The organism is Pseudomonas sp. ACN5 (genome assembly GCF_002303975.1).
Lineage (GTDB): Bacteria > Pseudomonadota > Gammaproteobacteria > Pseudomonadales > Pseudomonadaceae > Aquipseudomonas > Aquipseudomonas laurylsulfatiphila.
Genome location: NZ_MRCP01000001.1, coordinates 171,913 through 197,227, shown reverse-complemented (window position 1 = coordinate 197,227; position 25,315 = coordinate 171,913). Strand labels below are relative to the sequence as shown.

Below are 25,315 nucleotides of genomic sequence, written 5' to 3'. Positions count from 1 at the left end.
AGCATGCGCTGAGCAAATGACAGGCAAAAGATCGCAGCCTGCGACAGCTCCTACAGGTACGGCTGCGATCTTTTGATTGTCTTGCCCGGCCTACGCTGTTTTACGGAACACAAACACCAGCCCGACGATGATCAACAGCATGCCGAACAGGCTCAACAGCGCCAGGCGGTTGCCGAAGACCAGATAGTCCATCACCGCCGTCACCGCCGGCACCAGGTAAAACAGACTGGTGACGTTCACCAGATTGCCCCGGGCGATCAAGCGGTACAGCAACAGCGTCGCCAGCACCGACACCACCAGCCCCATCCATAGCACCGGCAGGATGAAACCGCTGCTGTGTTCGAAGTGAAACGGCTGGAAAGGTACGAAAATCCCGCACAACAACAGCCCGGCGAGGTACTGCACCGGCAGCGTGCCGAGGGGATTTTCAGTGATGCGTTTCTGCATGATCGAACCGAACGTCATGCTCGCCAGCGCCAGCAGACCGAAAAGCATTCCGGCCAGCGACATCCCGGCCAGGCCGATGCCCTGATAGACCACCATGATCAAACCAGTCAGACCCAGGACCAGACCGAACATCCGGCTCCAGGAACGCTGACGCTCCATCAGCACCACCGTGAGAATCGGCTGCACGCCCATGATGGTCGCCATCACCCCGGGGGTGACTTTCAGGTCCAGGGCCAGCAGATAGAAAATCTGATAGGCCCCCAACAACACCACGCCGGTGGCCATCGCGTACAGCATCGGCTTGCCGCCCTTGGGCAACTTCAGCTTGAACAACGGCACCAGCAACACCAGCCCGCATAGCGCGATGACGAAACGAAACATCAGGAAGGCGAAGGGTGACGCGTGGGCCAGCCCCCATTTGGAGAAGATCGCCCCGCTGCTCCACAGCAGCACGAACAGGCTCGTGGACGCCGCCGCGAGCGCGGATTTTTTCGAAAGGACAAACATGAATACCACCTGTAGTCAGGCAACAAGCCAACTCAGCAAAAGCTGAAATCCAGTAGTTTTTTCAGGCGGGCGCGGGAACAGCAGAAGACAGCTGATCAGCCCGAAATGCCAACGCCTGGCGGTGATACGACTGCGCACACCGGCGTGCTACTGACAGGTGGGGGGTAATGACTGATCTGCCCGGGCTGCAGATTCCCGCACGGCACGACGCCAGCGTTGACCGCTGAATCGACTACCGCGTTGAGGAGGAATGCAGGCATTGGGCTGATCTTTGCTCGAGGGATAAAAAGCGAGTCCGAAACTCACCGTGCGCCGACTATAACCAGCGTTCGACATGGATTGCAACGAGTTGGTCAAAAGGCCGTATCCGGCTTCAACCAAACAACCAATACCCCAACAACGTCAACACCACCGCCGCCAGCACCGGGCGCAGTACACGGTAGGCCTTGGGATTGCGCCGCTTCCATTGCTTGACCACACCACTGAATCTATCGCTGGAGCTCTTGCTCCACTCGTAGGCCTTGTTGATCCCGCCCACACGCTCGTCATCCAGGTTCTGAGGGGCGGTGGCGCGACCCAGCCAGGCGCTGATACAGCGGTTGATGCCGGTCATGAAGCGATTGCTCAACGGACGTTCGATATCGCAGAACAGGATGACCCGGGTCTTTGGCGTTTCATTCTTGACCCAGTGCACGTAGGTCTCGTCGAACATCACGTCTTGACCATCGCGCCAGGCGTAAACCTGACCGTCGACAAAGATGCGGCAATCATCGCAATTGGGGGTGGACAGCCCCAGGTGATAACGCAGGGAGCCGCCAAACGGATCGCGATGCGGGTTGAGGTGGCTGCCGCCCGGCAGCAGCGCAAACATAGCGCCCTTGACGTTGGGAATGCTGCTGACCAATGCCACGGTTCTCGGGCACAAGACTTCGGCAGAAGGCAGCGGTTTGTCATACCACTTGAGATAGAAACGCTTCCAGCCCTTCTTGAAGAACGAGCCAAAACCGGCGTCGTTATTCTTTGCCGCCGCACGAATATAGCCCTCGTCGAACAAGTGCATCGCTTCGTCGCGAATCACCTCCCAGTTGTCCTTGAGCACATCCAGTTCGGGAAACTTGCTGCGATCCAGATACGGTTTGGAAGGCACACCGGAAAACAGGTACATCAATGCGTTATAGGGTGCGAACAGTGCCGAATGGTTAACGAATTGGCGCAAAACCGGGAGACGTGCCTTGCCGCGTAAGTGCACATAGAGGGTGCTGCCGAGAAACAGCAGCAACAACGAGGCTTTCGCGGCAAACGAAAAGGTCATCAACAACTCCTTTGAAGATAAGCGACTTTGCACCACGCCCATTGCCCGGCGTGGTTTGCGGCATGATAAACACTGCCGAACCGGTGAAAAACCTGCACTTTTCAACATTCAATGTTAACGAATGTGCAACAAAGCATTTCTTAACATGTGACACCTGAACGGCGGCTGATGCGAATCCATCATCAACCACCGCCAGCGACGATCCGCCAAAGTTCAGCGCTTACTGCTGGTTCTCCTGTTCGGTAAACAGATCACTGAACAACATGCTCGACAGATAACGTTCACCGGAATCCGGCAGGATCACGACGATGGTCTTGCCCTGCATTTCCGGGGTCTCCGCCAATCTTACGGCCACTGCCATGGCAGCGCCGCAGGAGATCCCGCACAAGATTCCTTCTTCCTGCATCAAGCGCAAGGCCATGGCCTTGGACTCTTCGTCACTGACCAGTTCTACCCGGTCGACGATCGACAAATCGAGGTTCTTCGGCACAAATCCGGCACCAATGCCCTGGATCTTGTGCGGGCTCGGCTTGATTTCTTCACCGGCCAGGGCCTGGGTAATCACCGGCGACACCGCCGGCTCCACCGCCACCGAGAGAATCGGTTTGCCCTGGGTATTCTTGATATACCGTGAAACCCCGGTGATGGTTCCACCGGTTCCGACGCCTGCCACCAGCACGTCGACGGCGCCGTCGGTATCGTTCCAGATTTCCGGGCCGGTGGTTTTTTCGTGGATGGCCGGGTTGGCCGGGTTGTCGAATTGCGCCGGCATGAAGAAGTTCGACGGGTCGCTGGCAACAATTTCACCGGCTTTTTCGATAGCGCCCTTCATGCCTTTGGCCGGTTCGGTCAACACCAGCTCGGCACCCAGTGCCTTGAGTACCTTGCGACGTTCGATGCTCATGGACGCCGGCATGGTCAGCATCAGTTTGTAGCCACGGGCGGCGGCCACGAACGCCAGGCCGATACCGGTATTGCCGGAGGTGGGTTCGACGATGGTCATGCCCGGTTTGAGTTTGCCAGTGCTCTCGGCATCCCAGATCATGTTTGCGCCGATCCGGCACTTGACCGAGTAACCGGGGTTGCGCCCTTCGATCTTGGCCAGAATGGTCACACCACGCGGCGCAATGCGATTGATCTGCACCAGCGGCGTGTTGCCAATGGAGTGGGCGTTGTCAGCGAAAATGCGGCTCATGGCTGGGTCCTTAACGACAGCATTGAAATAGGGCATCAAGGTAAGCCCACTTGCCCGCAGGCGTCCAGTCGGGTCGAACGTCCGCCTGTCAGTGCAGTCAATGGCTTTAGATCGCCAGAGATTTGCCGCCATGAAACGTCGATACAGCTGGCCCCTGTGGACCCTCATCGGCCTCGTTGTACTGCTGATAACGTTGCACATCGCCTTGCCCTATCTGGTGCGCGATTACCTTAATGAGAGGCTGGCGGACATGGGCGACTACCGGGGCCAGATCACCGACGTGGACCTGGCCTTGTGGCGCGGCGCCTACAAGATCAACGGACTGAAAATCGTCAAGGTCGATGGCAAGGTTCCGGTGCCTTTCGTCAATGCGCCATTGATCGACCTCTCGGTGAGTTGGCACTCCCTGTGGCACGACCACGCGGTGGTGGCCGAAGTGCAGTTCATCACGCCCGAGGTCAACTTCGTCGACGGCGCCAACAAGCGAAATTCCCAGACCGGCCAGGGCACCGACTGGCGTGCCCAATTAGGCAAGCTGCTGCCCATTACCCTGAACGAAGTGCGGATCAACGACGGCAAGATCAGTTTTCGCAACTTCAACTCCAAACCACCGGTGAACATGAACGCCACAAAGGTGGATGCCCGTATTTTCAACCTGACCAACGTGGTCGACACCAAAGGCAAACGCGACGCACGCTTTGAAGGCAAAGCCTTGCTGCTGGGGCACGCACCACTGGAAACCTCGGCCACTTTCGATCCGTTGAGCGACTTCGAAGACTTCGAGTTTCGCTTGCGCACCACGGATATCGAACTCAAGCGCCTGAACGACTTCGCCGCGGCCTACGGCAAGTTCGACTTCAATGCCGGCCATGGCGACGTGGTGATCGAAGCCCAGGCCAACAAGGGCCGACTGACCGGCTATATCAAGCCGCTGATGCGCGATGTTGACGTGTTCAACTGGCAGCAGGATGTGGAAAACAAGGACAAAGGGCTGTTCCGTACGATATGGGAAGCCCTCGTCGGTGGAACCGAGACTGTCCTGAAAAACCAGGGCAAAAACCAGTTTGCGACAAAGGTCGAACTCAGCGGCAACGTTCACCAGAAGGATGTCAGCGCGTTCCAGGCTTTTTTGCAGATTTTACGCAATGGTTTCATCCAGGCGTTCAATGCGCGGTATGAACGGCCCAAGCCGGATGCAGGCTAGGTCACTAAGTGACGCCCCATTCAGAGACTGAATAAGCCGTCTGCGTTCACAGTCGACCGGGCAGCGCGTTATAGTCGGCGCTGACCCTTTTTATTGCGCCCCCCGCCCTGCCTCGTTCAGGTCGGCGTTACCGTTCGAGGATTAGCAGATGAAGTTCGAAGGCACCCAGGCCTACGTCGCCACCGATGACCTGAAGCTGGCGGTCAACGCCGCCATCACCCTGGAGCGGCCATTGCTGGTCAAGGGCGAACCGGGCACCGGCAAGACCATGCTCGCCGAGCAACTGGCCGAATCCTTTGGCGCCAAGCTGATCACCTGGCACATCAAATCCACCACCAAGGCTCACCAGGGCCTCTATGAGTACGACGCGGTCAGCCGTCTGCGCGATTCGCAGCTTGGTACGGAAAAGGTCCACGACGTTCGCAACTACCTGAAAAAGGGCAAGCTCTGGGAAGCCTTCGAATCCGACGAGCGGGTCATCCTGTTGATCGACGAAATCGACAAGGCCGACATCGAATTCCCCAACGACCTGCTGCAAGAACTCGACAAGATGGAGTTCTACGTTTACGAGATCGACGAGACCATCAAGGCGAAAAAGCGCCCGATCATCATCATTACCTCCAACAACGAAAAGGAACTGCCGGACGCCTTCCTGCGCCGCTGCTTCTTCCACTACATCGCCTTCCCGGATCGCGTGACGATGCAGCGGATCGTCGACGTGCACTACCCGGACATCAAGAAAGACCTGGTCAGCGAAGCGCTGGACGTGTTCTTCGACGTGCGCAAGGTGCCGGGCCTGAAGAAGAAGCCTTCGACCTCCGAACTGGTGGACTGGCTCAAGCTGCTGATGGCCGACAACATCGGCGAAGCGGTGCTGCGCGAACGCGATCCGACCAAGGCCATCCCGCCACTGGCCGGCGCCCTGGTGAAGAACGAACAGGACGTGCAATTGCTTGAGCGTCTGGCGTTCATGAGCCGTCGCGGCACCCGCTAAGAGGCTGATGCCATGCTGCTCAACCTGTTCAATGAAATGCGCGCAGCCAAGGTGCCGGTCTCGGTACGCGAGCTGCTGGACCTGATCAACGCGCTGAAACAGCGCGTGACCTTCGCCGACATGGACGAGTTCTATTACTTGTCCCGGGCGATCCTGGTGAAGGACGAAAAGCATTTCGACAAGTTCGACCGGGCTTTCGGTGCCTACTTCAATGGCCTGGAAAAGCTCGACGACCATCTTCAGGCGCTGATCCCCGAAGACTGGCTGCGCAAGGAATTCGAACGCTCGCTGACCGACGAAGAACGGGCGGCGATTCAGTCCCTCGGCGGCCTGGACAAGCTGATCGAAGAGTTCAAGAAACGCCTCGAGGAGCAGAAGGAACGTCACGCCGGCGGTAATAAATGGATCGGTACCGGCGGCACCAGCCCGTTCGGTTCCGGTGGTTTCAACCCGGAAGGCATCCGGGTCGGCGATGCCGGCAAGCGCCAGGGCAAGGCCGCCAAGGTCTGGGACCAGCGCGAATACAAGAACCTCGACGATTCGGTGGAACTGGGCACGCGCAACATCAAGGTCGCCCTGCGCCGCCTGCGCAAGTTCGCCCGCCAGGGCGCGGCGGAAGAACTGGACATCGATGGCACCATCGACCACACCGCCAAGGATGCCGGCCTGCTGAACATCCAGATGCGGCCGGAGCGGCGCAACACCGTCAAGCTGTTGCTGCTGTTCGACATCGGCGGTTCGATGGACGCCCATGTGAAGATTTGCGAGGAATTGTTCTCGGCCTGCAAGACCGAGTTCAAGCACCTGGAGTACTTCTACTTCCACAACTTCATTTATGAATCGGTGTGGAAGAACAACATGCGCCGCACCTCCGAGCGCACCTCGACCATGGACCTGCTGCACAAGTACGGCGCCGACTACAAAGTGATCTTCATCGGCGACGCCGCCATGGCGCCCTATGAAATCACCCAGGCGGGCGGCAGTGTCGAGCACTGGAACGAAGAAGCCGGTTACGTGTGGATGCAGCGGTTCAAGGAAAAGTACAAGAAGCTCATCTGGATCAACCCGTATCCGAAGGACACCTGGGGCTATACCTCGTCGACCAATATTGTGCGGGACTTGATCGATGACCAGATGTATCCGTTGACCCTTCGTGGGTTGGAAGAAGGGATGCGGTTTCTTTCCAAGTAGAAATCCGTCGCCTGTGAAGGCCTCTTCGCGAGCAAGCCCGCTCCCACATTGGTTTTGTGCACGACACAGATCAAATGTGGGAGCGGGCTTGCTCCGGGCGGCGATCCGACGAAGCTTTTAGCGGCGTGTGAAGCGCTGCAAATACCCGACATGCTCACGATGAGCGACATCCTGCACCACCGGCTTCAACCGCACCTGCGCCCCCGGCAGGCACTGCGCCAGCCGCGCCAGCGCCAATGGCGTCAACGCCCCCAGACGCGGATATCCACCAATGGTTTGCCGATCATTGAGCAACACAATCGGTTGCCCGTCGGGCGGCACCTGCACGGCACCCAACGGAATGCCCTCGGAAATCATCGGTTTGCCCTGGTACTGCAACGCCGTACCGAGCAGGCGAATACCCATCCGGTCGGCACGGCTGTCGAGGTGCCATAGGCTGTTGAACGCGTCGAACAGGCTCTGCCCGCTGAACTCGCCGATCTGTGCGCCGAGGACCAGGTCCAACGGCGCATCAAGGTTCAGGTCCGGTCGTTGGTCTGCGGTCAATTCGCGCAGCAACATCACCGGGTTGCCCGAATAGCTCAAGCTCGCCCCTTTACCCAGCGCACGGCCCATGCCGTCCAGCCCGCCGAGTTCCTCCCGGACCACCGTCGCGCTGCTGCCCAGCACTTTCGGCGCATCAAACCCACCTGGCGCCGCCAGATAAGCCCGGGCTCCGAGCAACGGCTGAGTGAATTGCAAACGCTGGCCTTTGTGCAGCCTGAAACTGCGCCACGGGGTCAAAGCCTCGCCGTCCACCCGCGCGCCAAGATCCGCCCCGGCCAAGGCCAGCACGCATTCTTCTTCAGCCACCACGGTGAATCCGCCGAGGGTGACTTCGATCACCGGTGCATCCAGTCCGTTGCCCAATAGCCAGTTGGCCCAGGACATCGAACGCCAATCAGCCGCTCCGCCCTGGGTCACGCCCAGATGCCGCACGCCGAATCGACCGGCATCCTGCAACAGGCACAGCGGCGTACTCGCTTCAATCATCAGACGGCTCATGCGTGGGCCTCCAGAGGCGTATCGTCCCCCCCAAGGTTAATGAACTCGGCATGGTCGACCGCTTCGAACCGTACGGTGTCACCGGGTTGCATCAGGCTGTAGCCGTCACGGTTACGGTCGAACAATCTGGCCGGCATGCGGCCGATCAGGTTCCAGCCGCCCGGCGACACCACCGGGTAAGCCGCCGTTTGCCGCTCAGCGATGCCGACACTGCCGGCCGCGACTTTCTTGCGTGGCGTGTTCAGACGCGGCGCAGCGAGCGCTTCTTCCACCAGCCCCATGAAGGCGAAGCCCGGTGCAAAACCCAAGGCGAACACCTGGTATTCACGCTCACTGTGGCGGCGGATCACCTCCTCCACCGCCAACCCGCTGCGCTGCGACAACAGCGTCAATTCCGGTCCGACACTCAAGTCGTACCACACCGGCAACACATGACAGGTACCGCGAGTACGCGCATTGGGCGACAGATCGATCAGTGCCTGGGCAATCAGTTCCCGTGCCTGGCTCGGGCTCAATGCCGTCAGGTCGTAATGCACCATCAATGTGGTGTAGGACGGCACCAGATCGATCAGGTGCCCGGCAAATGCCATGCGCAGACTTTCACTGGCCGCGAGCATCCACGGCATGTTGCTTTCGGCGATTTCATCGAACAGGCGCACCATCAGGCAATCCAGCGCCACCACTTCCACCCGCAGCTTCATGACGCACTCTGCCGGTTCAAGGCTTCGCGGATGCGTTGCACGGCAGCGACCGAACTGGCGTTGTCGCCGTGCACGCAGAGGGTGTTGGCCTGCAAATGCAGGGCGCTGCCGTCGCTGGCGGTGAGCTGATCGCCACGGGCAATGGTCAGCGCCTGCTCGATGATTCGTTCCGGGTCGTGATGCACCGCGCCCGGCAGTTGTCGCGAGACCAGCCTGCCGGCACTGTCGTAAGCGCGATCGGCGAAGGCCTCGAACCACAGCGTCACGCCGTATTCATCGCCCAGTTGTTGGGCAGCGCTGTTGTCGCGGGTCGCCATCAGCATCAATGGCAGCGTGCGGTCGTAGGACGCCACCGCTTGCAAAACGGCGCGCAGCTGCGCCGGATTGGCCATCATGTCGTTGTACATCGCGCCATGGGGTTTGACGTAACTGACCCGGCCACCCTGGGCCCGGCAGATGCCGTCGAGGGCGCCGATCTGGTAATGCAGGATGTCTTGCAGCTCCTGGGTGGCATAGGCCATGGAGCGGCGGCCGAAGCCCACCAGGTCCTGATAGGCCGGATGCGCGCCGATTTGCACACCGTGGCTGAGGGCCAGGCTGACGGTCTTGCGCATGATGCTCGGGTCGCCGGCGTGAAAACCGCAGGCGACGTTGGCGCAATCGATGAAGGGCATGATTTCGGCGTCCAGACCCATGGTCCAGCTGCCGAAACTCTCGCCGATGTCGCAGTTCAATAGCAGGCGGCTCACACTGAACACTCCTGTAGGCTTTATTCTTTTCAGCTGCGGGACCTGTCTATAAGACAGTCCCGCAGATTATCAGTTACTGGGCGTCGAGTTGCTTGCCACGGGTTTCCGGCAGGCTCAGGGCCGCGAGGATCACCACACCGTAGGAAACCGCCGCGAAGGCACCGATGCCCACGCTCAGTGGTACGGTCTGGCTGAGCAGGCCGATCAGCAGCGGAAACAACGCCGCCAGCGCGCGGCCGATGTTGTAGCAAAAACCCTGGCCCGAACCGCGAATGCGCGTGGGGAACAACTCGGTCAGGAATGCGCCCATGCCACTGAAAATCCCCGAGGCGAAAAAGCCCAGCGGAAAGCCCAGCCACAGCATCACGCCGTTGCTGACCGGCATTTGCGTGTACAGCAACACAATGGTGAACGAGCCGACAGCGAACAGGATGAAGTTCTTCTTGCGTCCGAGGATGTCGGTCAAATAGGCGCTGATGACATAACCCACGTAGGAACCGACAATCACCATCGCCAGATAACCGCTGGTATTGAGTACGCTCAAACCGCGTTCGTTTTTCAGGAAAGTCGGTAGCCAGGACGTGATGGCGTAGTAGCCGCCCAATGCACCGGTGGTCAGCAACGAAGCGCGAATCGTGGTGAACAGCATGCCGGGGGCGAAGATCTCGTAGAACTTCGACGGATTGGTCGGCGCCTCCTTGGCTTTGGCTTGACGATAGATTTCCGGATCCTTGACCAGACGGCGGACAAAAATCACAAAAATCGCCGGCACGATGCCAAGGATGAACAGCGCGCGCCAGGCGTCTTCCGGTGGCAATACCGAGAACAGCAGCGCATACAGGATCGCCGTCAGCCCCCAACCCAGCGCCCAGCCGGACTGCACCATACCCACAGCCTTGCCGCGGTCCTTGGCGCGAATCACTTCGCCGATCAGCACGGCGCCGGCCGTCCACTCGCCGCCGAAACCGAAGCCCATCAGGGTCCGTGCAATCAGCAGTTGTTCGTAGTTCTGGGCAAAGCCGCAGAGGAAGGTGAAGAAGGCAAACCACAACACGGTCAGTTGCAGGGTGCGCACACGGCCGATGCGGTCGGAGAGTATCCCTGCGACCCAGCCACCGATGGCCGAAGCGATCAGGGTGCTGGTGTGAATCAGCCCGGCCTGGCCGGTGGTGATGCCCCACATGGCAATCAGGGTCGGCACCACGAAGCTGAGCATCTGGGTGTCCATGCCGTCCAGGCCATAGCCGATCTTGCAGCTCCAGAAGGTGCGGCGTTCCTGCTGATTGATGTTGCGATACCAGTCGAAAGGTCCCGGGCGAGCCGTGGCTTTCGCAATGACGGGGGTGTCGGGCGCACTCATGGCAAATCTCCGCGCTGATTTTATTGGTATTGTTCTGAGCCCCGACGACGCCTATCGTGGGAACCGGATGCGCCGATTTTTGGACGCGCGCCCATGCTGCGTCCAACTAATAAAAACCCGCCTTAGACATAAGAAATCTTTATCCCATGAACCTGAAGTTTCTCGAGACCTTTGTCTGGGTCGCCCGACTCAAGAGTTTCCGCCTGACCGCCGACAAGCTCTTCACCACTCAGGCCTCGATTTCCAGCCGGATTGCCGTGCTTGAAGGCGAGCTCGGGGTGAAGCTGTTTCTGCGTGATTCGCGCGGCGTGAGCCTGACGCCCGAAGGCCTCAAAGTGCTCGATTACGCCGAGCAGATGCTGGACACCATGCAGGCACTCAAGCAGTCGATCGAGACCCGTTCGAGCAAAGCCGGACGGGTGCGCATCGGCGTGATGGACACGGTGATCCATACCTGGCTCAGCCCGTTGGTGGCGCAGATGACCGATCACTACCCGCTGGTGGAAATCGAGCTGGTGGCCGATACCTCGCTCAACCTCTGCGATCAGCTGCAAAAAGGCTTTCTCGATGTGATCCTGCAAACCGACCTGCTGCGTCAGGAAAGCGTGCGCAGCCTGGAACTGGCCAGCCACCCCATGGGCTGGATCGTCGCCAGCAATTCCATTTACAACCGCGAGTACTCGGGCATCGCAGACCTGGCCGGCGAGCGGATCATCACCTATTCGAAAAACTCCCATCCGCACCAGGAAGTGCTGGCCCTGATGCAGGCCAATGGCGTGATGGCGCCACGACTGAACTGCGTGAACTCGGTGTCGGCGATTACCCGGCTGCTGCGCGACGGATTTGGCGTTGGCGCGTTGCCGCCGGTGCTGGTGGCCGAGGAACTGGCGCGCGGCGAATTGACCCTGCTGGACATCGATCAGCGACCACCCGACTTGCAGGTGGTGGTGTCGTGGCGAGTAGGTGTGGAGTGGGTCGAGGAGATTGTGGCGTTGTGTCAGCAGGTGCTGGAGGGATATGCGCGGAAGGTGGGCGAGCACTACATGGTCTTGAGCAAACCCCTGGCCAGGCTCTGAAAAGGAGCTTCCCACATCACAAGAAGCAATTACTATCATTTGCATTAATATTTTGAAAATGTATTCTCTGCGCGCATTCAGCTAAACCACTGTCCAGAAGGAATCGGACTTGATGCGCGCTTTCACGCAAAGACAGCAGCAACGGCTCTCACACTGGAGGGAAGCCCTCGGCAATCCGGCCTTCCAGTCCCGCCGCATCACCCCCGACCATTTGAGCACTGCCCTGACGCCCGCCGCGCAGCGCTGCTTCCACCCCCTGATCCTGCTTACACCTTGCGCCTCATCGAGGGCGTTGCCTGGCTCTGCATCCTGACGCTGGCGGCCACGGCGCTGGCTAACGAATGACTGGGTTTCTCGTCAGCCGGTATCTCTGGGGCATCTGGCAAGGCGCCCTGCTCCCCGTCGCCTACGCCCTGGCCACCATCGGGACCCGCCGGGTGCGCTCATATACCGCCACATCCGGCAGCGAAATCTTGCCTGGCCACACTTTTCACGACTAAAAAAAGACCACCTCATGACCCGAACCAAACTTTCCTTGCTGATTCCGCTGCTTGGCTCCGTCAGCGCCCAGACCTGGGCCGAGGACACCGAACAGCAACCCGGCACGTTGACCATGCAAGCCACCGTCGTTTCCGCGACGCGTAGCGAAGCGACCATTGCCTCGATCCCAGGCTCGGTCCAGGTGATCGACGAACAGCAGATCCGCCAACAGAGTGGCGCCGGGCGTCGGGTCTCCGACATTCTGGGGCAACTGGTTCCCGGCCTGGCGCCGTCCAGCGGCGGGATGAGCAACTTCGGCCAGACCCTGCGCGGGCGCAACATGCTGGTGTTGATCGACGGCGTATCGCAGAACGCCACGCGCGACAACTTCCGCCAACTCAACAGCATTGCGCCGGCCAGCATCGAACGCATTGAGGTGGTGTCCGGCGCCAGCAGCATTTATGGCGCCGGTGCTTCGGGCGGCATCATCAACATCATCACCAAGCGCAACCAGGGTCAGGACCTTGCCTACAGCAGCAAACTGGGCCTGACCACCGGCAACAACCTCAACAGCAAGGGTTTCGCCTACGAGGCCTTTCAGAGTGCGACCGGGCGCAAGGATGCTCTGGACTGGTACCTGTCCGCCGACCTGACCCAGCGCAACGACCAGTACGACGGCAACGGCAATCGCATCCCTCAGGACACCTCCCAGGGCAGCAACATGGACACCGACACCTATGACCTGCAAGGTCGTTTCGGTTACGAACTGGATGCCGATAAAAAACTCAGCCTGTCGCTGCAGGACTACAAGGACCAGCAGGACACCGGCTACACAAAAGACCCGAAAAACCTGCAAGAGGCCGTGGCGGTCAAAGGGCTGAAACTCGACGACCAGCCCTACACCCATAATCAGGCGGCCAATCTCAACTTCACCGACAACGACTTCTACGGCCAGGGCCTGCAACTGGAAAGCTACTGGCGTCGGGCCGACGCGCTGTTCTTCCCGGACCTGTCGCGGGGCAAGGCCGGGATCGCCGACAACAACAGCGTGCAGGATGTGTACGGCCTTCGTGCGGCCATCGACACGCCGTTGCCGGCCATCGGCAGCGCCACGGGCAACCTGGTCTGGGGCGCCGACTATGATCACGAACGCTCCCGTCAACGCGGTGACCAATACACCCTCAAAGGGCTGAACTACACCAAGACCGGCACCACTTACGAGATGGGCCCGGATATCGAAACCACTACCAAGGCGCTGTTCGGGCAGATGTCATGGGACATCGGTGACTGGACCTTGCGTGGCGGTGTGCGCCGCGAATGGATCGAAAGCGAGGTCTCCGACAGCATCGCCTACGGTCAGATCGTCCAGACCGGCGTACGCGCCATCCTGCCCGGTGACACCCTCAAATACGACGCCACGCTCTATAACCTGGGCGCGGTCTATCACCTGAGTGAACATCAGGACGTCTTCGCCAATTTCAGCCAGGGGTTTTCGCTGCCGGACATCCAGCGCTTCTTGCGTGACGTGAGCAGCACCTTCGACATCCAGAGCCTCAACGCCCAGGCCATCAAGGTCGACAGCTACGAGCTGGGCTGGCGCGGTGACTGGGACCAGTGGCAGGCCGACGTGACCGTCTATGAAAACACCTCGGACGTGACCCAGTTCTACGATGCCAATAGCCGTGTATTACGTCTGATCAACCAGAAGGAGCGGGTTCGCGGCATCGAAAACAGCCTGACCTACCGCGCGACCGATCACTGGTCGGTGGGTGGCACCTATGCCTGGGCCAAAGGCGAGACCCAACAGAACGGGAAATGGATCGATCTGCCGGCGACACGCATTTCACCGGCCAAGACCACGCTGTTCGTCGGCTACACCGAAGACGACTACAACTTGCGCCTGCAAGGCATGCACCTGTCCAGCTACGACGCTGCCGCCAAGGACAACAACGGACGCGACATCGAAGGCTATACGCTGGTGGACCTGCTCGGCTCCGTGTACCTGCCGGTCGGTCGCCTAGAAGGCGGGGTGTACAACCTGACCGACCGCACGTACGTCAACCTGTTCGCCCAGGCCAATGCCAGAGCGCCGTACCCCAACGCCGAAGGCCGCACCCTGAGCATGACCTATTCGATTGATTGGTAACCAAGCAGGGAGCCGGCTTGCCGGCTCCCTGACGTTCGACGGTGTTACAACCCGCGCAGATCCCGCTCTTCAATCGGCCGGCTCTGGCGCAGACGCTTGCCGCCCAGCACCACCCAGTCGATCAGCCGGAACAGGCACTCGATCCCGAACGACAGCAGCAAGGCACCACTCATGCCCCAGATCATCGCTTCGGGCGTCAACAGAATCTGGTAGCTGTAGCCGTTCCAGGTTTCCTTGCGAATGTCCGGATCGGCGGCCAGCACCACTTGCAGGAAGCGGATGTACCACGGGCCCTGCATCGCCTGGAATTGCTTGTCCAGAGCCACCTGACGGGTCAGCAGGTTGCTCAGGCTGTCGGCGTCGCTGCGAAAGATCGGGTCCTCGCTGGCGCGGTAATGCGCGACCAGCGCCTGCATGTCACCCTTGAAGAACTGATTGGCGGTGTTCTGGAAGCCGCTCAACCCGGCTTGCGCCTCGATCAGATGGGCTTCGACCCGCTTGGCGTAATCGTTGATGAACCCCGGCACCTGGACACCGATCAGCAGGCCCGCCGCAAACAACACCAGCCGTAGATAACTGAGCAACATGCAAGGAGTCCTTATTCGGTCGTGCCCTGGCTGACGCATTCGCCGCGTCGCCACAGGCTCCATTGACCCGGTTCGTAACGGGTCCAGGTTTCGTTTTCGGTCAAAGGTTCGGTGGCGATGACAGTGACCACATCGTCAGGGGTGGTTTCGGCCTGAAAGTCGACGATCACGTCGACATCTTTCAGGCGCGCCGGGCCAAAGGGGGCGCGACGGGTGATCTGCGCCAGCTTGGTCGAGCAATAGCAGAACAGCCAGTCGCCATCGCTGAGCAGGCAGTTGAACACGCCTTTGCTGCGGTACTCGGCGCAAGCGGCGACCAGGTCCGGCAGCAACGCTTCGACCTCGACCGGTTCGGGGAACGCCGCACGCACACGGTTGAGCAAATCGCAGAACGCCGCTTCGCTGTCGGTATCGCCCACGGGGCGGTAGAAACTGGCCGTTGGCTGAAAATCCGCCAACTGGCCGTTATGGGCGAAACACCAGTTGCGCCCCCACAGCTCGCGGACAAACGGATGGGTGTTGGACAGGCAGACCTTGCCGACGTTGGCCTGGCGGATGTGCCCGATCACCACTTCGCTCTTGATCGGATAGCGCTGCACCAGGTTGGCGACTTCCGACTCGCAACTGGCCGCCGGGTCCTGGAACAGCCGCAGCCCACGGCCTTCATAGAAGGCAATGCCCCAGCCATCGCGATGCGGGCCGGTGCGGCCGCCGCGTTGCATCAGCCCGGTAAAGCTGAACACGATATCGGTCGGGACATTGGCGCTCATGCCCAATAACTCACACATGTTCGGACTCTCGATCAATCGCAGGGGCAAGGTTACAGACGGGGTTCGACTCGCATCCGCTGAGGATTGCTCGGCACGGGCGGACGACCGTAACGATCATCGCCGGCACCGCCAAACGGTTGATCATCCTCAGGCTCTTCGGCGCGGACGGCAGCTTTGGTGGCAGCCTCACGCTCCTTGCGGGCGTTGGCGGCGCGTTCGATGGGGAAACGGATCGCCACCAGCACCAGATAGAGGCCGAATGCGATCATGCCGTACATGAACAGATCGGAAATGGCCCGCCAGGCGTTGTTGCCGACCTTGAACAGCAGGTCGAGCGCGGTAATGGCGACGGCCGGTGCGACTTTGTCCTTCACCGGGTCGATGATGGTCGGGCTGAACAGCAGCACGACCATCGCCAGCCGCAGTGGCTCACGCAGCCAACGCCACATCCAGCGGGTCAAGCGCATCCACACCAACAGGCAGCCCAAAGCGGCGAAGGCGTAGAGGCCCCAAGCGATCAGATAGTCGTTCTCGGTCATGGTGTCCATGGCAAGGCAGGCAAAGAGGCGCTTATGATAACGGCTTTTCGCCCGTCAGGCTGCATCAATGCCTGACAGTTGAGTGCAGCCCATGTGGGAGCGGGCTTGCTCGCGAAGGCGGCTTATCATTCAACAATGATATTGACTGACCCAACGCCTTCGCGAGCAAGCCCGCTCCCACAGGTTGCCAAGCCCCTATTTCGTACACTGCTCGAGAGTCCTTCATGCCCCTATCCGCCAACATTCACGACGCTCCGATTGCCCACAAGGCTGATGGCTCCGATCCGTATGCCTGGCTGCAAGAGCGCGACACCGATGCAGTGCTCGATTATCTGACAGCCGAAAACAGCTATCAGGAGGCGCAAACCGCCGACCAGGCCGGGCTGCGCGAGACCCTGTTCGAGGAGATCAAGGGGCGGATTCTCGAGACCGACCTGTCCCTGCCCTCGCCCTGGGGACCGTATCTGTACTACACCCGCACCACCGCAGGCGATGAGTATGCCCGGCACTACCGCTGCCCCCGTCCGGCCGATGACAGCCTGACCCTCGACGAAAGCCGCGAACAACTGCTGCTGGACCCCAACGAACTGGCCAACGGCGGCTTCTTTTCCCTGGGTGCGTTCAGCATCAGCCCGGACCATCAGCGCCTGGCCTACAGCATCGACTCCAGTGGCGACGAGATTTACACGCTGTTCGTGAAGGAATTATCCGACGGCCGCGTCAGCGAGCTGGAATTCCAGGACTGTGACGGCAGCATGACCTGGGCCAACGACAGCCTGACGCTGTTCTTTGGCGAGCTGGACGACACCCATCGCCCACACAAGCTGTATCGCTATCGACTGGACGGTACGGCGGCCGAAGAAGTGTTCCATGAGCCGGACGGTCGCTTCTTCATGCATTGCTACCGTTCAAGCTCCGAGCAGCAACTGCTGCTGTCCGTGGGCAGCAAGACCACCAGCGAAGTCTGGGTGCTCGATGCCTCCCGGCCCCAGCAGGCGTTTACCTGCATGGCGCCACGGGTCGAGGATCATGAGTACGACGTCGATCACGGCGCACTCGACGGGCAATGGACCTGGTTCATCCGCACCAACCGCGACGGCATCAATTTCGCCTTGTACACGACCGCCGATACCGGCGCCGTGCCCACCGAAGCCGACTGGAAGAACCTGATCCCCCATAGCGACACGGTGATGATCGACGGCATCAGCCTGAACACCGGGGCCATGACCCTCAGCCTGCGGCTTGGCGGTCTGCCGGTCATTGAAGTACACCCACAAGGCCTGGCGCCTTATCGCGTGCAGCTGCCGGATGCGGCCTACAGCCTGCACGTGCAAAACAGCCTGGAGTTCGAAAGCCAGCGGATTCGCCTGCGCTACGAAGCGTTGAACCGTCCGGCGCAAATCCGCCAGCTTGAGCTGGCGACCGGCGAACAGAAAATCCTCAAGCAAACCCCGGTGCTCGGCCCGTTCGACGCCGACGCCTACATCAGCCAGCGCCTGTGGGCCACTGCGCCGGACGGCACGCAAGTGCCCATCAGCCTGGTGATCAAACGGACAGACCTCGGCAAACCGGTGCCGCTGTACCTCTACGGTTATGGCGCCTACGGCGAAAGCCTCGACCCATGGTTTTCCCATGCGCGCCTGAGCCTGCTGGATCGCGGCATGGCGTTTGCCATTGCCCACGTGCGTGGCGGCGGCGAACTGGGGGAAGCCTGGTATCGCGCCGGCAAGCAGGAGCACAAGCACAACACCTTCAGCGACTTTATCGCCTGCGCCGAACACCTGATCGCCCAAGGCTTCACCACTGCACCGCAGTTGGCAATCAGCGGCGGCAGCGCCGGCGGCTTGCTGATCGGCGCGGTGCTCAATCAACGGCCGCAGCTGTTTGGCGCCGCCATCGCCGAAGTGCCGTTCGTCGACGTCCTCAACACCATGCTCGACCCTGATCTGCCATTGACCGTGACGGAATACGACGAATGGGGCAACCCTGAAGAGCCGGACGTTTATGATCGGATCAAGGCCTACGCCCCTTACGAAAACGTCACCGCGCAAGCTTATCCGGCGACCCTGGTGATCGCCGGTTACAACGACAGCCGCGTGCAGTACTGGGAAGCGGCCAAGTGGGTGGCGAAACTGCGCGCGACCAAGACCGACAGCAATCCGCTACTGCTCAAGACCGAACTGGGTGCCGGGCATGGCGGGATGAGCGGTCGATATCAGGGATTGCGTGACGTAGCTCTCGAATATGCATTTTTGTTCAAGGTGTTGGGTATAGCCTGAGGAACCTGAGCCGATGAACCGGTCTTAATTGCGGACACTGGTAGCCGATACAACACCTGTGGGAGCGGGCTTGCTCGCGAAGGCGGTGTGTCAGTCAACCTCTCTGCTGAATGTTGCGCCCCCTTCGCGAGCAAGCCCGCTCCCACAGGGGATTTGCGGTGAATTCAAATTCGAGTCAGCAACACTCACAACAAAGACCGTGACGACATGTCTGAATCAACCTTTCTGAACAACGAAATTCGCGACTGGCTGATGGATTGTGGCCTGTTCAATCAACTGTTGCCGGCGGACTTCGTCGCGGCCTCGGGCTACTTCAGTATCAGCACCATTACCCAGGGCGAGGAGATCTTCCAGGAGGGCGATGCCGGCAGCTTCATGTGCATCATCCATAGCGGCCAGGTGGCGGTGCAGAAAACCACCGCTGACGGGCAACGACTCACCATCGCCACGTTGCGCAGCGGCCGCTCGTTCGGGGAAATGGCCGTGCTCGACGGCGAACGGCGCTCGGCCAGTTGCGTGGCCGCCAGCAACTGCCAGTTACTCAACCTGGGCAAGGATTCGCTGGAAAAGATGCTCAGCGATGCACCGAAAATCGCCGCCAAGATCATCCGTGCCCTCGCCGTCTCCCTGTCCAAACGCCTGCGCATGGCCGACGGTCAATTGCTTTCGCAGCAGGTTTAGCCACCCGGTGATTTGACTTTCGGCGGGTTCGGTTCGATTCCCGGCACGGGCTGGTCCTTGGTTGGCGGGCTGGGCATTTCAATCGGCACCAACGGCGGCCCGCTACTGCCGGGGCCGACTTTCGGCAAGGGCGCCGGGCTGATTTGCGGATAAGGCGTGGGTGTGGCGGTGCCGGGCGAACCGGGTATCGGCGCGGGGCTGACGGGAATAGGTTGCAACTGTTGGGCCTGCGCTGCAGTTATCGAGAGCGCGGCCAGGGCAATGACCGTTAGAATGGTGCGCTTCATCAATGGCTCCGTTGGCCTTGTCGTCATGAACAGGCTACTCCCAACTGCGTCTGTTTGCCCTCTCGAGTTCTGCCAATTTTCTTCAAGTGAGCCCCATGAAACGTTTCGTACTGCTGGACACCACCCCCATTCCTGAAAACGGCGGTGCCCTGTGCCTGTTCGAATATGGCGAGGATTTCGTCATCAAGATCCAGGGTGGCGACGGCGGACAATTGATGAACACGCGCATGCACGGCTCCGAAGATGCCCTGGCCGAGATCCCCTGCCGCAAAGTCGCTGGCCGACCGAATTCACGGGTGCTGATCGGCGGCCTGGGCATGGGATTCACCCTTGCCTCGGCGCTCAAGCACCTGGGCAAGACCGCCGAAGTGGTGGTCGCCGAACTGGTCCCCGGTGTGGTTGAGTGGAACCGCGGGCCGCTGGGCGAAAAGGCCGGCAACCCGCTGCTCGACCCGCGCACGGTGATTCGCATGGAAGACGTGGCCAAGGTCCTGCAAGCCGAACCCCAGGGCTTCGATGCCATCATGCTCGATGTCGACAACGGCCCCGAAGGCCTGACCCAGAAGGCCAACAGCTGGCTGTACTCCGCCGCCGGCCTGAACGCCTGCGCCAGGGCCATGCGCCCCAAAGGCGTGCTGGCGGTCTGGTCAGCCAGCGCCGATCGGCAATTTTCCGACAAACTGAAGAAAGCCGGTTTCAAGGCCGAGGAAGTGCAGGTCTTCGCCCACGGCAACAAGGGCACCCGCCACACCATCTGGATTGCCGAGAAGCTCAAGGGCTAGGCTAAACTTCACCCTATAACCGTCATCAGTCTTTCTACAAAGGTGAACCCATGAGTTCGTCCACCCCGACCAACACCTCCAAGCTGGATCGCATCCTCGCCGACAACCAGCGCGACAAGGAAATGGGCTACCGCGACAAGGCCCTGAAGATGTACCCGCACGTCTGTGGCCGCTGCGCCCGTGAGTTCTCTGGCAAGCGCCTGAGCGAACTGACCGTGCACCACCGCGACCACAACCACGACAACAACCCGCAGGACGGCTCGAACTGGGAGCTGTTGTGCCTGTACTGCCACGATAACGAACACTCGCGCTATACCGACCAGCAGTATTTCGGCGAAGGCTCGCTGAGCACGCCGAAAATCGCCAAGGCTACGCACAACCCGTTTGCGGCGTTGGCGGGGCTGATGAAAAAAGAAGATTGAAAATCTTCAGTGCCTGAGCTGGCCTCTTCGCGGGCAAGCCCGCTCCCACATTGGTTTTGTGTACGACGCAGATCAAATGTGGGAGCGGGCTTGCTCGCGAAGGCGGCCTCAGCTACACCGCCAATCTCCGAACTGACCACTGCCGCCCAATCCCCGTATAATCGCGCTTTTTTCCCGAAAGGCACCCCGCTCGTGGCAGACAAACGGTACAGCTGCATTGGTTTGTATAACCCCAAGTCACCGGAGAACGTCGGTTCGGTGATGCGCGCCGCTGGCTGTTATGGCGTGGCGTCGGTGTTCTACACCGGCAAGCGCTATGAGCGCGCCGCCGACTTCGTCACCGATACCAAGCGCGTGCACTACGACATCCCGCTGATCGGCATCGATGACCTGAAGAAAATCCTGCCGCTCAATTGTGTACCCGTCGCCGTGGAACTGGTTGAGGGTGCCCGCCCTCTGCCGGAATACACCCACCCGGATCGCGCGCTCTACATCTTCGGCCCGGAAGACGGCTCGCTGGATAAGGAGATTCGCGACTGGTGCGAAGACGTGGTCTACATTCCGACCACCGGTTGCATGAACCTGGCCGCCACGGTCAACGTCGTGCTCTACGACCGCATGTCCAAGGGGCTCAATACCCGCTCCGGACCAAAATTCCGCTGATTCGCCGCACATTCGATTGAACGAGCTGCCCGCCCCGGTGGTCAGCTTGACTAACGATCACTGAAGCCTGGAGACAGACCATGAGCGAACTCAAACGCGTCGAGCGTATCGAATCCACCCCCTTCCAGAGCCCTTCCGAACAGAACGTGCAGGGCTGGGAACGCATCGGCTCCCTGGCCGGCGGCGTGGTGATGGTGGGCAAGGGCCTGCGTCGTGGCGGGATCTTCGGCCTGATCCAGGTGGCCATCGGCGGCGTAGCCCTGGCGCGCGGCATTACCGGCCACAGTTCGGCGAAAAGCCTGCTGGAGAAAAGCCGTCAGGACATGAACAACGTGCGGGCGAAAATCCAGCGCGCCGGTGAGGAACTGAGCCAGTTGAAGGCCAATGCCGAGGCGGCGACCAAAACTGCAACCGTGACGGGTAATGATTCCTTGAAGTCGCCGAAAGCCGGGGTTTGATCCGGATCGTTCGGTGAGGCTGATAGACCTGTCGCGAGCAGGCTCGCTCCCACAGGGTTTTGCGTCAGGGTTCGAGGCCGATGGGGAAAAACTCTCCACCACTCCACACGCCTAACCAACGCTGGCCGTCGATCTCTCGGCTCACCGCCAGCTCTACCAGTTGATAGAACACATTGCGATGGATCAAGGCTTCAAGATTGCTGCGCACGTGTACGTAAGGGGCTGGCTCCTGCGTGTCGGGATCGATCACTACGCGCAGCGGATGCCCGGCACCGGCCTCGGTGGTTTCATCGACGTTGGTGGTAAAGCGCAGCACCTGCGCCTCGCCCTCGCCTTCCACGTCCACCGCAATCGCCACGAACGGCGCATCGTCGACTTTGATGCCGACTTTTTCCACCGGGGTAATCAGAAAATAATCATCGCCGTCGCGGCGAATGATGGTGGAGAACAGCTTGACCATCGGCTTGCGCCCGATCGGCGTGCCCAGGTAATACCAGGTGCCGTCCCGGGCGATGCGCATATCGATGTCGCCGCAGAAATCGGGATTCCACAGGTGCACCGGCGGCAAGCCTTTGGTCTTGGGGATTTGCCCCAGCAAATCGTTGGCTTTTTGCGGGCCACTCATGGCGTTCTCCTTGAAGTTACTGGTCGCTGAGCCCCAGCAGGCCGCGCGCATATTGCTCCAGCGGCGGGCCCATCAGGTCTTCGGGTTTTTTATCGTGGAACGTCAGTAAACCGCCACGACTCTTGATGGTCGCAGTATCAATCAAATACTGGGTGCTGGTCTCGATCAACATGATCTGAATCATACCGCTGTCGATCCCGAGGCGATCCAGGGCTTCCTGATCCAGCCATTCGTCCGAGTTGCCGATACGGTCGTCCGACTTGGCAAATCGGGTGTAGAGCAGATAGTGCGCACCGGCGGCACGGGCTTCGCCCATGGCCTGGTCGAGGCCTTCCGGCGTGCGGGCACGGCGTACCATCGGGAAGTATTCGACGAAGCCATCGAACGCGACTTCGGCAATCACGTTGGGCCGTGGATAAACAGCGCTGCCCGGCGGCATGAAAGCGCCCTGGGCAATGTAGACGAACGAATCCGGTTGAATGCGCAGGTTGTTTACGCGGCGGCTGTCACTGTGATCGAGCAACCCCGCATCGCTCATATGGTAACGAGTCCCTTCGGCCATATCGCTGACGTTCATGCAGCCACCAAGTGCCAAAACGGCCAGCAGCAAAACCAGGCTACGCATCCTATCCTCCAGAGGCCGGTGTCGGAAAACCGGCGAATGGCCGTAGGATGCAGCTTTTGCGCCAGCTCAAGTTGATCGTTGCCTGATCAAACGCAATCGCGGGCAAGCCACGCTCCCACAGGGTTTATGCACAACCTTGTGGGAGCGTGGCTTGCCCGCGATGAGGCCCGATCAGCCGCCGATGATCTTCATGACGGTCGCGCCGCCGGAGAACGCCACTTCCTGCTTGTCCCCCAAGGCTTTCACCAGGAGTCTCTGCAAGGCCGGCAGCGCCTGGTGACGCGGTTTGTCCAGCAGGTCGCCGATGTAATGGCGATTGCTCGACGACAGGCAGCCGTGCAGCCACCCGGTGGAAGACAAGCGCAGTCGCGAGCAGGTCCGGCAGAACGGCACACTTTCGTTGGCGATCACGCCGAAGTAACCCTGGCCGGGAATTTCATAACGAACCGCCGTTGCATCGACCGGGGCATCGGCCTGCAGATATTCATAGCGCTCGCCGATCAGGCTCAGCAATTGCTGGAGGCTGACGAACTGCTGCAAAAACGCATTGGAGTCGTTGGCCAGGTGGCCCATGCGCATCAGCTCGATGAAGCGCAGTTCATAACCGCGCTCCAGGCAGTAGTCGAGCAGCGGCATCACTTGATCAAGGTTCTGCCCGCGCAGCGGCACCATGTTGACCTTGATCTTCATGCCGGCCGCACTGGCCTCGCTCATGCCGTTTAGCACGGTGGCCAGGTCGCCACCCCGGGCAATGCCGCGGAACGCACTGGCGTCGAGCGTGTCGAGGGAAACGTTGAGGCGCCGAATGCCGGCGCCCACCAGCAGCGGCAGTTTCTTCGCCAGCAGCTGGCCATTGGTGGTCAGGCTGATGTCTTCCAGGCCCATCTGCCCGACCGCCGTCATGAAGGCTTCGAGTTTCGGACTGACCAGCGGCTCGCCACCGGTAATACGCAGACGCTCGATCCCTGCCGCTTCAATCAGATAAGCCACGCCGCGTGCCATCGCTTCGGCCGACAATTCATCCTGCGCAGCCACCAGCCGCTTGCCGTTGGGCACGCAGTAGGTACAGGCGTAATTGCAGGCAGAGGTCAGACTGATTCGCAAGTTGCGAAAACGCCTGCCTTGACGGTCAACGATCATGGTCACTCCGGCGGAAGAATATCGGGCCACTAAAACTTGACTCAGAAATCAAGTTTTAGCAAGTCCTCTACCTGAGTATATTCCTGCGGTACTGCGCCAAGTAGCGAAATCATGGCGCAATAAGGCAACTGAATGGCTCAGCTACCGGAAGTGTCGGTATCGCGCTTGCGTTTGTTGCCCATGCGCACGCCGATGTCCATCAGGAACTGGAAGAAACCTTCCTGATCTTCCAGCACATTGCTCCAGAACGGCGAGTGATACAGCGCGACGGCACCGTGCACCAGCGCCCAGGACGCGCAGTAGTGGAAGTAAGGTGGCACGTCTTCCAGCTTGCCTTCGCTGATCCGGCCCTTGATCAGCAGGGTCAGGCGTTCGAAGTTCGAGGCACGGATCTTGTGCAGCTCCTCGATCATCTCCGGCACCTGGTTGCCCTTGACCACTTTCTCTTCGAGGCGGTCGAACAGGCGATAGCGTTGTGGATCGCGCATGCGGAATTCGAAGTAGGCCCGGGACAGGGCTTCCTTGTCCTTGTCGACATCGGCCGAATGCAGCAGTGCATTCAAATCGCGCTCGTAGTCGAGCATCAGGCGCAGATAGATTTCCGCCTTGGATTTGAAATGCTTGTAGATCGTGCCTTTGCCGATACCGACGGCATCAGCAATCATCTCGACGGTGACACTGTCTTCACCTTGTTCGAGGAACAGCTTTAGCGCGGTATCGAGAATTTCCTGCTCGCGGCGACGAAACTCACGGACCTTACGAGGTTCTTTATGCATAAGAAAAGGTCTGTCGGGGTCAAAATTCGAAGCCGCGTATTATGCCTAACTTACGCAAAAATGCACGGATCATCCGACCATATCTGCGCTTTCCGGTCATTCCGCGCACGATTGCCGGTTGATGAGAACTCTTCCGAAGCGCACGTATTCCAAATTTGTTTAAAAACCCTGACCAGCAAACTGGACTAGGCGCAATCCTGATCAATACTTGAACTGTCGGCGGGGCATCTCCCCCAAGTGTCACGCCGATATTGGTACCAACGGACCGCGTGCCA

At 60.1% G+C, this 25,315-nt stretch carries 26 protein-coding genes and 1 pseudogene; 12 read left to right on the top strand and 15 right to left on the bottom strand.

Translation table 11 applies throughout. The features are described from left to right. Window positions 1-90: 90 nt before the first annotated feature. The 3 genes from BSF40_RS01000 to cysK all read right to left on the bottom strand — a co-directional run bounded on the left by BSF40_RS01000 (window position 91) and on the right by cysK (window position 3,461). Window positions 91-954, bottom strand: a complete 864-nt coding sequence (locus BSF40_RS01000; RefSeq protein ID WP_095963775.1) for a DMT family transporter — start codon at window positions 952-954, stop codon at window positions 91-93. Between the two features lie 373 nt (window positions 955-1,327). After that, window positions 1,328-2,266: an aspartyl/asparaginyl beta-hydroxylase domain-containing protein gene (locus BSF40_RS00995; protein WP_095963774.1), complete on the bottom strand. Its 939-nt coding sequence runs from the start codon at window positions 2,264-2,266 to the stop codon at window positions 1,328-1,330. 220 nt (window positions 2,267-2,486) lie between these two features. Further along, window positions 2,487-3,461 (bottom strand): cysteine synthase A, encoded by a 975-nt coding sequence (gene cysK, locus BSF40_RS00990; protein ID WP_095963773.1) that lies wholly within the window; start codon window positions 3,459-3,461, stop codon window positions 2,487-2,489. Window positions 3,462-3,591: 130 nt separating this feature from the next. On the opposite strand from cysK, the gene BSF40_RS00985 reads away from it, so the two are divergent. The 3 genes from BSF40_RS00985 (at window position 3,592) to BSF40_RS00975 (ending at window position 6,850) form a co-directional block, all read left to right on the top strand. Then, entirely contained in the window at window positions 3,592-4,665 is a 1,074-nt protein-coding gene (locus BSF40_RS00985) for a DUF748 domain-containing protein (protein WP_095963772.1), read from the top strand. Window positions 4,666-4,813: 148 nt separating this feature from the next. Then, window positions 4,814-5,659, top strand: coding sequence for a MoxR family ATPase (locus tag BSF40_RS00980; protein WP_095963771.1), 846 nt, complete (start codon window positions 4,814-4,816; stop codon window positions 5,657-5,659). 12 nt (window positions 5,660-5,671) lie between these two features. Further along, window positions 5,672-6,850 carry a VWA domain-containing protein gene (locus BSF40_RS00975; RefSeq protein WP_056855987.1) on the top strand — a complete coding sequence of 393 codons (1,179 nt, stop codon included), beginning with the start codon at window positions 5,672-5,674 and terminating at the stop codon, window positions 6,848-6,850. Window positions 6,851-6,967: 117 nt separating this feature from the next. Here BSF40_RS00975 and BSF40_RS00970 read toward each other — a convergent pair whose 3' ends face one another. The 4 genes from BSF40_RS00970 to BSF40_RS00955 form a co-directional block, all read right to left on the bottom strand. Next, complete coding sequence (locus BSF40_RS00970) at window positions 6,968-7,894, bottom strand: biotin-dependent carboxyltransferase family protein (protein WP_095963770.1); 927 nt, start codon at window positions 7,892-7,894, stop codon at window positions 6,968-6,970. Beyond that, entirely contained in the window at window positions 7,891-8,595 is a 705-nt protein-coding gene (locus BSF40_RS00965; RefSeq protein ID WP_095963769.1) for an allophanate hydrolase subunit 1, read from the bottom strand. The genes BSF40_RS00970 and BSF40_RS00965 overlap by 4 nt, the downstream gene beginning before the upstream one ends. Next, the gene (locus BSF40_RS00960; RefSeq protein WP_095963768.1) at window positions 8,592-9,344 is read right to left on the bottom strand and encodes a 5-oxoprolinase subunit PxpA; all 753 of its coding nucleotides are present in this window, start codon (window positions 9,342-9,344) and stop codon (window positions 8,592-8,594) included. The genes BSF40_RS00965 and BSF40_RS00960 overlap by 4 nt, the downstream gene beginning before the upstream one ends. Window positions 9,345-9,417: 73 nt before the next feature. Beyond that, on the bottom strand, window positions 9,418-10,704 hold the full coding sequence (locus tag BSF40_RS00955; RefSeq protein ID WP_015096365.1) for an MFS transporter: 1,287 nt from the start codon (window positions 10,702-10,704) through the stop codon (window positions 9,418-9,420). A 146-nt stretch (window positions 10,705-10,850) separates the two neighbouring features. Here BSF40_RS00955 and BSF40_RS00950 point away from each other — a divergent pair, with 146 nt between their 5' ends. From BSF40_RS00950 to BSF40_RS00935, 3 genes and pseudogenes are all read left to right on the top strand, one after another. Continuing rightward, a complete protein-coding gene (locus BSF40_RS00950) occupies window positions 10,851-11,780 on the top strand; it encodes a LysR family transcriptional regulator (RefSeq protein WP_095963767.1) in 930 nt (309 codons plus the stop codon). Between the two features lie 261 nt (window positions 11,781-12,041). Continuing rightward, window positions 12,042-12,280: pseudogene (locus BSF40_RS00940) on the top strand (hypothetical protein); the annotation flags it as partial. A gap of 14 nt (window positions 12,281-12,294) precedes the next feature. Beyond that, complete coding sequence (locus tag BSF40_RS00935) at window positions 12,295-14,406, top strand: TonB-dependent receptor (protein WP_095963765.1); 2,112 nt, start codon at window positions 12,295-12,297, stop codon at window positions 14,404-14,406. 44 nt (window positions 14,407-14,450) lie between these two features. Here the strand turns inward: BSF40_RS00935 and BSF40_RS00930 are convergent, their stop codons facing one another. Genes BSF40_RS00930 through BSF40_RS00920 form a run of 3 tightly spaced genes read right to left on the bottom strand, consistent with a single transcriptional unit; the run spans window position 14,451 to window position 16,311 of the window. Continuing rightward, the gene (locus BSF40_RS00930; RefSeq protein WP_015096367.1) at window positions 14,451-14,993 is read right to left on the bottom strand and encodes a DUF2937 family protein; all 543 of its coding nucleotides are present in this window, start codon (window positions 14,991-14,993) and stop codon (window positions 14,451-14,453) included. Window positions 14,994-15,004: 11 nt separating this feature from the next. Further along, window positions 15,005-15,781: a class II glutamine amidotransferase gene (locus BSF40_RS00925; protein ID WP_015096368.1), complete on the bottom strand. Its 777-nt coding sequence runs from the start codon at window positions 15,779-15,781 to the stop codon at window positions 15,005-15,007. A 32-nt stretch (window positions 15,782-15,813) separates the two neighbouring features. Then, on the bottom strand, window positions 15,814-16,311 hold the full coding sequence (locus BSF40_RS00920) for a hypothetical protein (RefSeq protein ID WP_007972419.1): 498 nt from the start codon (window positions 16,309-16,311) through the stop codon (window positions 15,814-15,816). Window positions 16,312-16,526: 215 nt separating this feature from the next. Here BSF40_RS00920 and BSF40_RS00910 point away from each other — a divergent pair, with 215 nt between their 5' ends. Both BSF40_RS00910 and BSF40_RS00900 read left to right on the top strand, forming a co-directional pair. After that, window positions 16,527-18,581: a S9 family peptidase gene (locus BSF40_RS00910; protein WP_095963764.1), complete on the top strand. Its 2,055-nt coding sequence runs from the start codon at window positions 16,527-16,529 to the stop codon at window positions 18,579-18,581. A gap of 207 nt (window positions 18,582-18,788) precedes the next feature. Continuing rightward, a complete protein-coding gene (locus tag BSF40_RS00900) occupies window positions 18,789-19,262 on the top strand; it encodes a cyclic nucleotide-binding domain-containing protein (RefSeq protein WP_095963762.1) in 474 nt (157 codons plus the stop codon). Here the strand turns inward: BSF40_RS00900 and BSF40_RS00895 are convergent. After that, complete coding sequence (locus BSF40_RS00895; RefSeq protein WP_007972415.1) at window positions 19,259-19,549, bottom strand: hypothetical protein; 291 nt, start codon at window positions 19,547-19,549, stop codon at window positions 19,259-19,261. The two genes, BSF40_RS00900 and BSF40_RS00895, sit on opposite strands and share 4 nt — an antisense overlap. 95 nt (window positions 19,550-19,644) lie before the next feature. On the opposite strand from BSF40_RS00895, the gene BSF40_RS00890 reads away from it, so the two are divergent. From BSF40_RS00890 to BSF40_RS00875, 4 genes are all read left to right on the top strand, one after another. Continuing rightward, window positions 19,645-20,331, top strand: a complete 687-nt coding sequence (locus tag BSF40_RS00890) for a spermidine synthase (protein ID WP_007972413.1) — start codon at window positions 19,645-19,647, stop codon at window positions 20,329-20,331. A gap of 50 nt (window positions 20,332-20,381) precedes the next feature. Continuing rightward, window positions 20,382-20,753 carry a YajD family HNH nuclease gene (locus tag BSF40_RS00885; RefSeq protein WP_007944009.1) on the top strand — a complete coding sequence of 124 codons (372 nt, stop codon included), beginning with the start codon at window positions 20,382-20,384 and terminating at the stop codon, window positions 20,751-20,753. Window positions 20,754-20,945: 192 nt separating this feature from the next. After that, window positions 20,946-21,416 (top strand): RNA methyltransferase, encoded by a 471-nt coding sequence (locus BSF40_RS00880; protein ID WP_007993783.1) that lies wholly within the window; start codon window positions 20,946-20,948, stop codon window positions 21,414-21,416. An 80-nt stretch (window positions 21,417-21,496) separates the two neighbouring features. Next, entirely contained in the window at window positions 21,497-21,874 is a 378-nt protein-coding gene (locus BSF40_RS00875; RefSeq protein ID WP_015096372.1) for a DUF2892 domain-containing protein, read from the top strand. 64 nt (window positions 21,875-21,938) lie between these two features. Here the strand turns inward: BSF40_RS00875 and BSF40_RS00870 are convergent, their stop codons facing one another. The 4 genes from BSF40_RS00870 to BSF40_RS00855 form a co-directional block, all read right to left on the bottom strand. Further along, a complete protein-coding gene (locus BSF40_RS00870) occupies window positions 21,939-22,499 on the bottom strand; it encodes a DUF1285 domain-containing protein (protein ID WP_015096373.1) in 561 nt (186 codons plus the stop codon). Window positions 22,500-22,515: 16 nt separating this feature from the next. Beyond that, window positions 22,516-23,124, bottom strand: coding sequence for a DUF4823 domain-containing protein (locus tag BSF40_RS00865; RefSeq protein ID WP_015096374.1), 609 nt, complete (start codon window positions 23,122-23,124; stop codon window positions 22,516-22,518). Window positions 23,125-23,295: 171 nt separating this feature from the next. Next, on the bottom strand, window positions 23,296-24,264 hold the full coding sequence (locus BSF40_RS00860; protein WP_095963761.1) for a GTP 3',8-cyclase MoaA: 969 nt from the start codon (window positions 24,262-24,264) through the stop codon (window positions 23,296-23,298). A 137-nt stretch (window positions 24,265-24,401) separates the two neighbouring features. Further along, a complete protein-coding gene (locus tag BSF40_RS00855) occupies window positions 24,402-25,040 on the bottom strand; it encodes a TetR/AcrR family transcriptional regulator (RefSeq protein WP_007977040.1) in 639 nt (212 codons plus the stop codon). Window positions 25,041-25,315 lie beyond the last annotated feature (275 nt).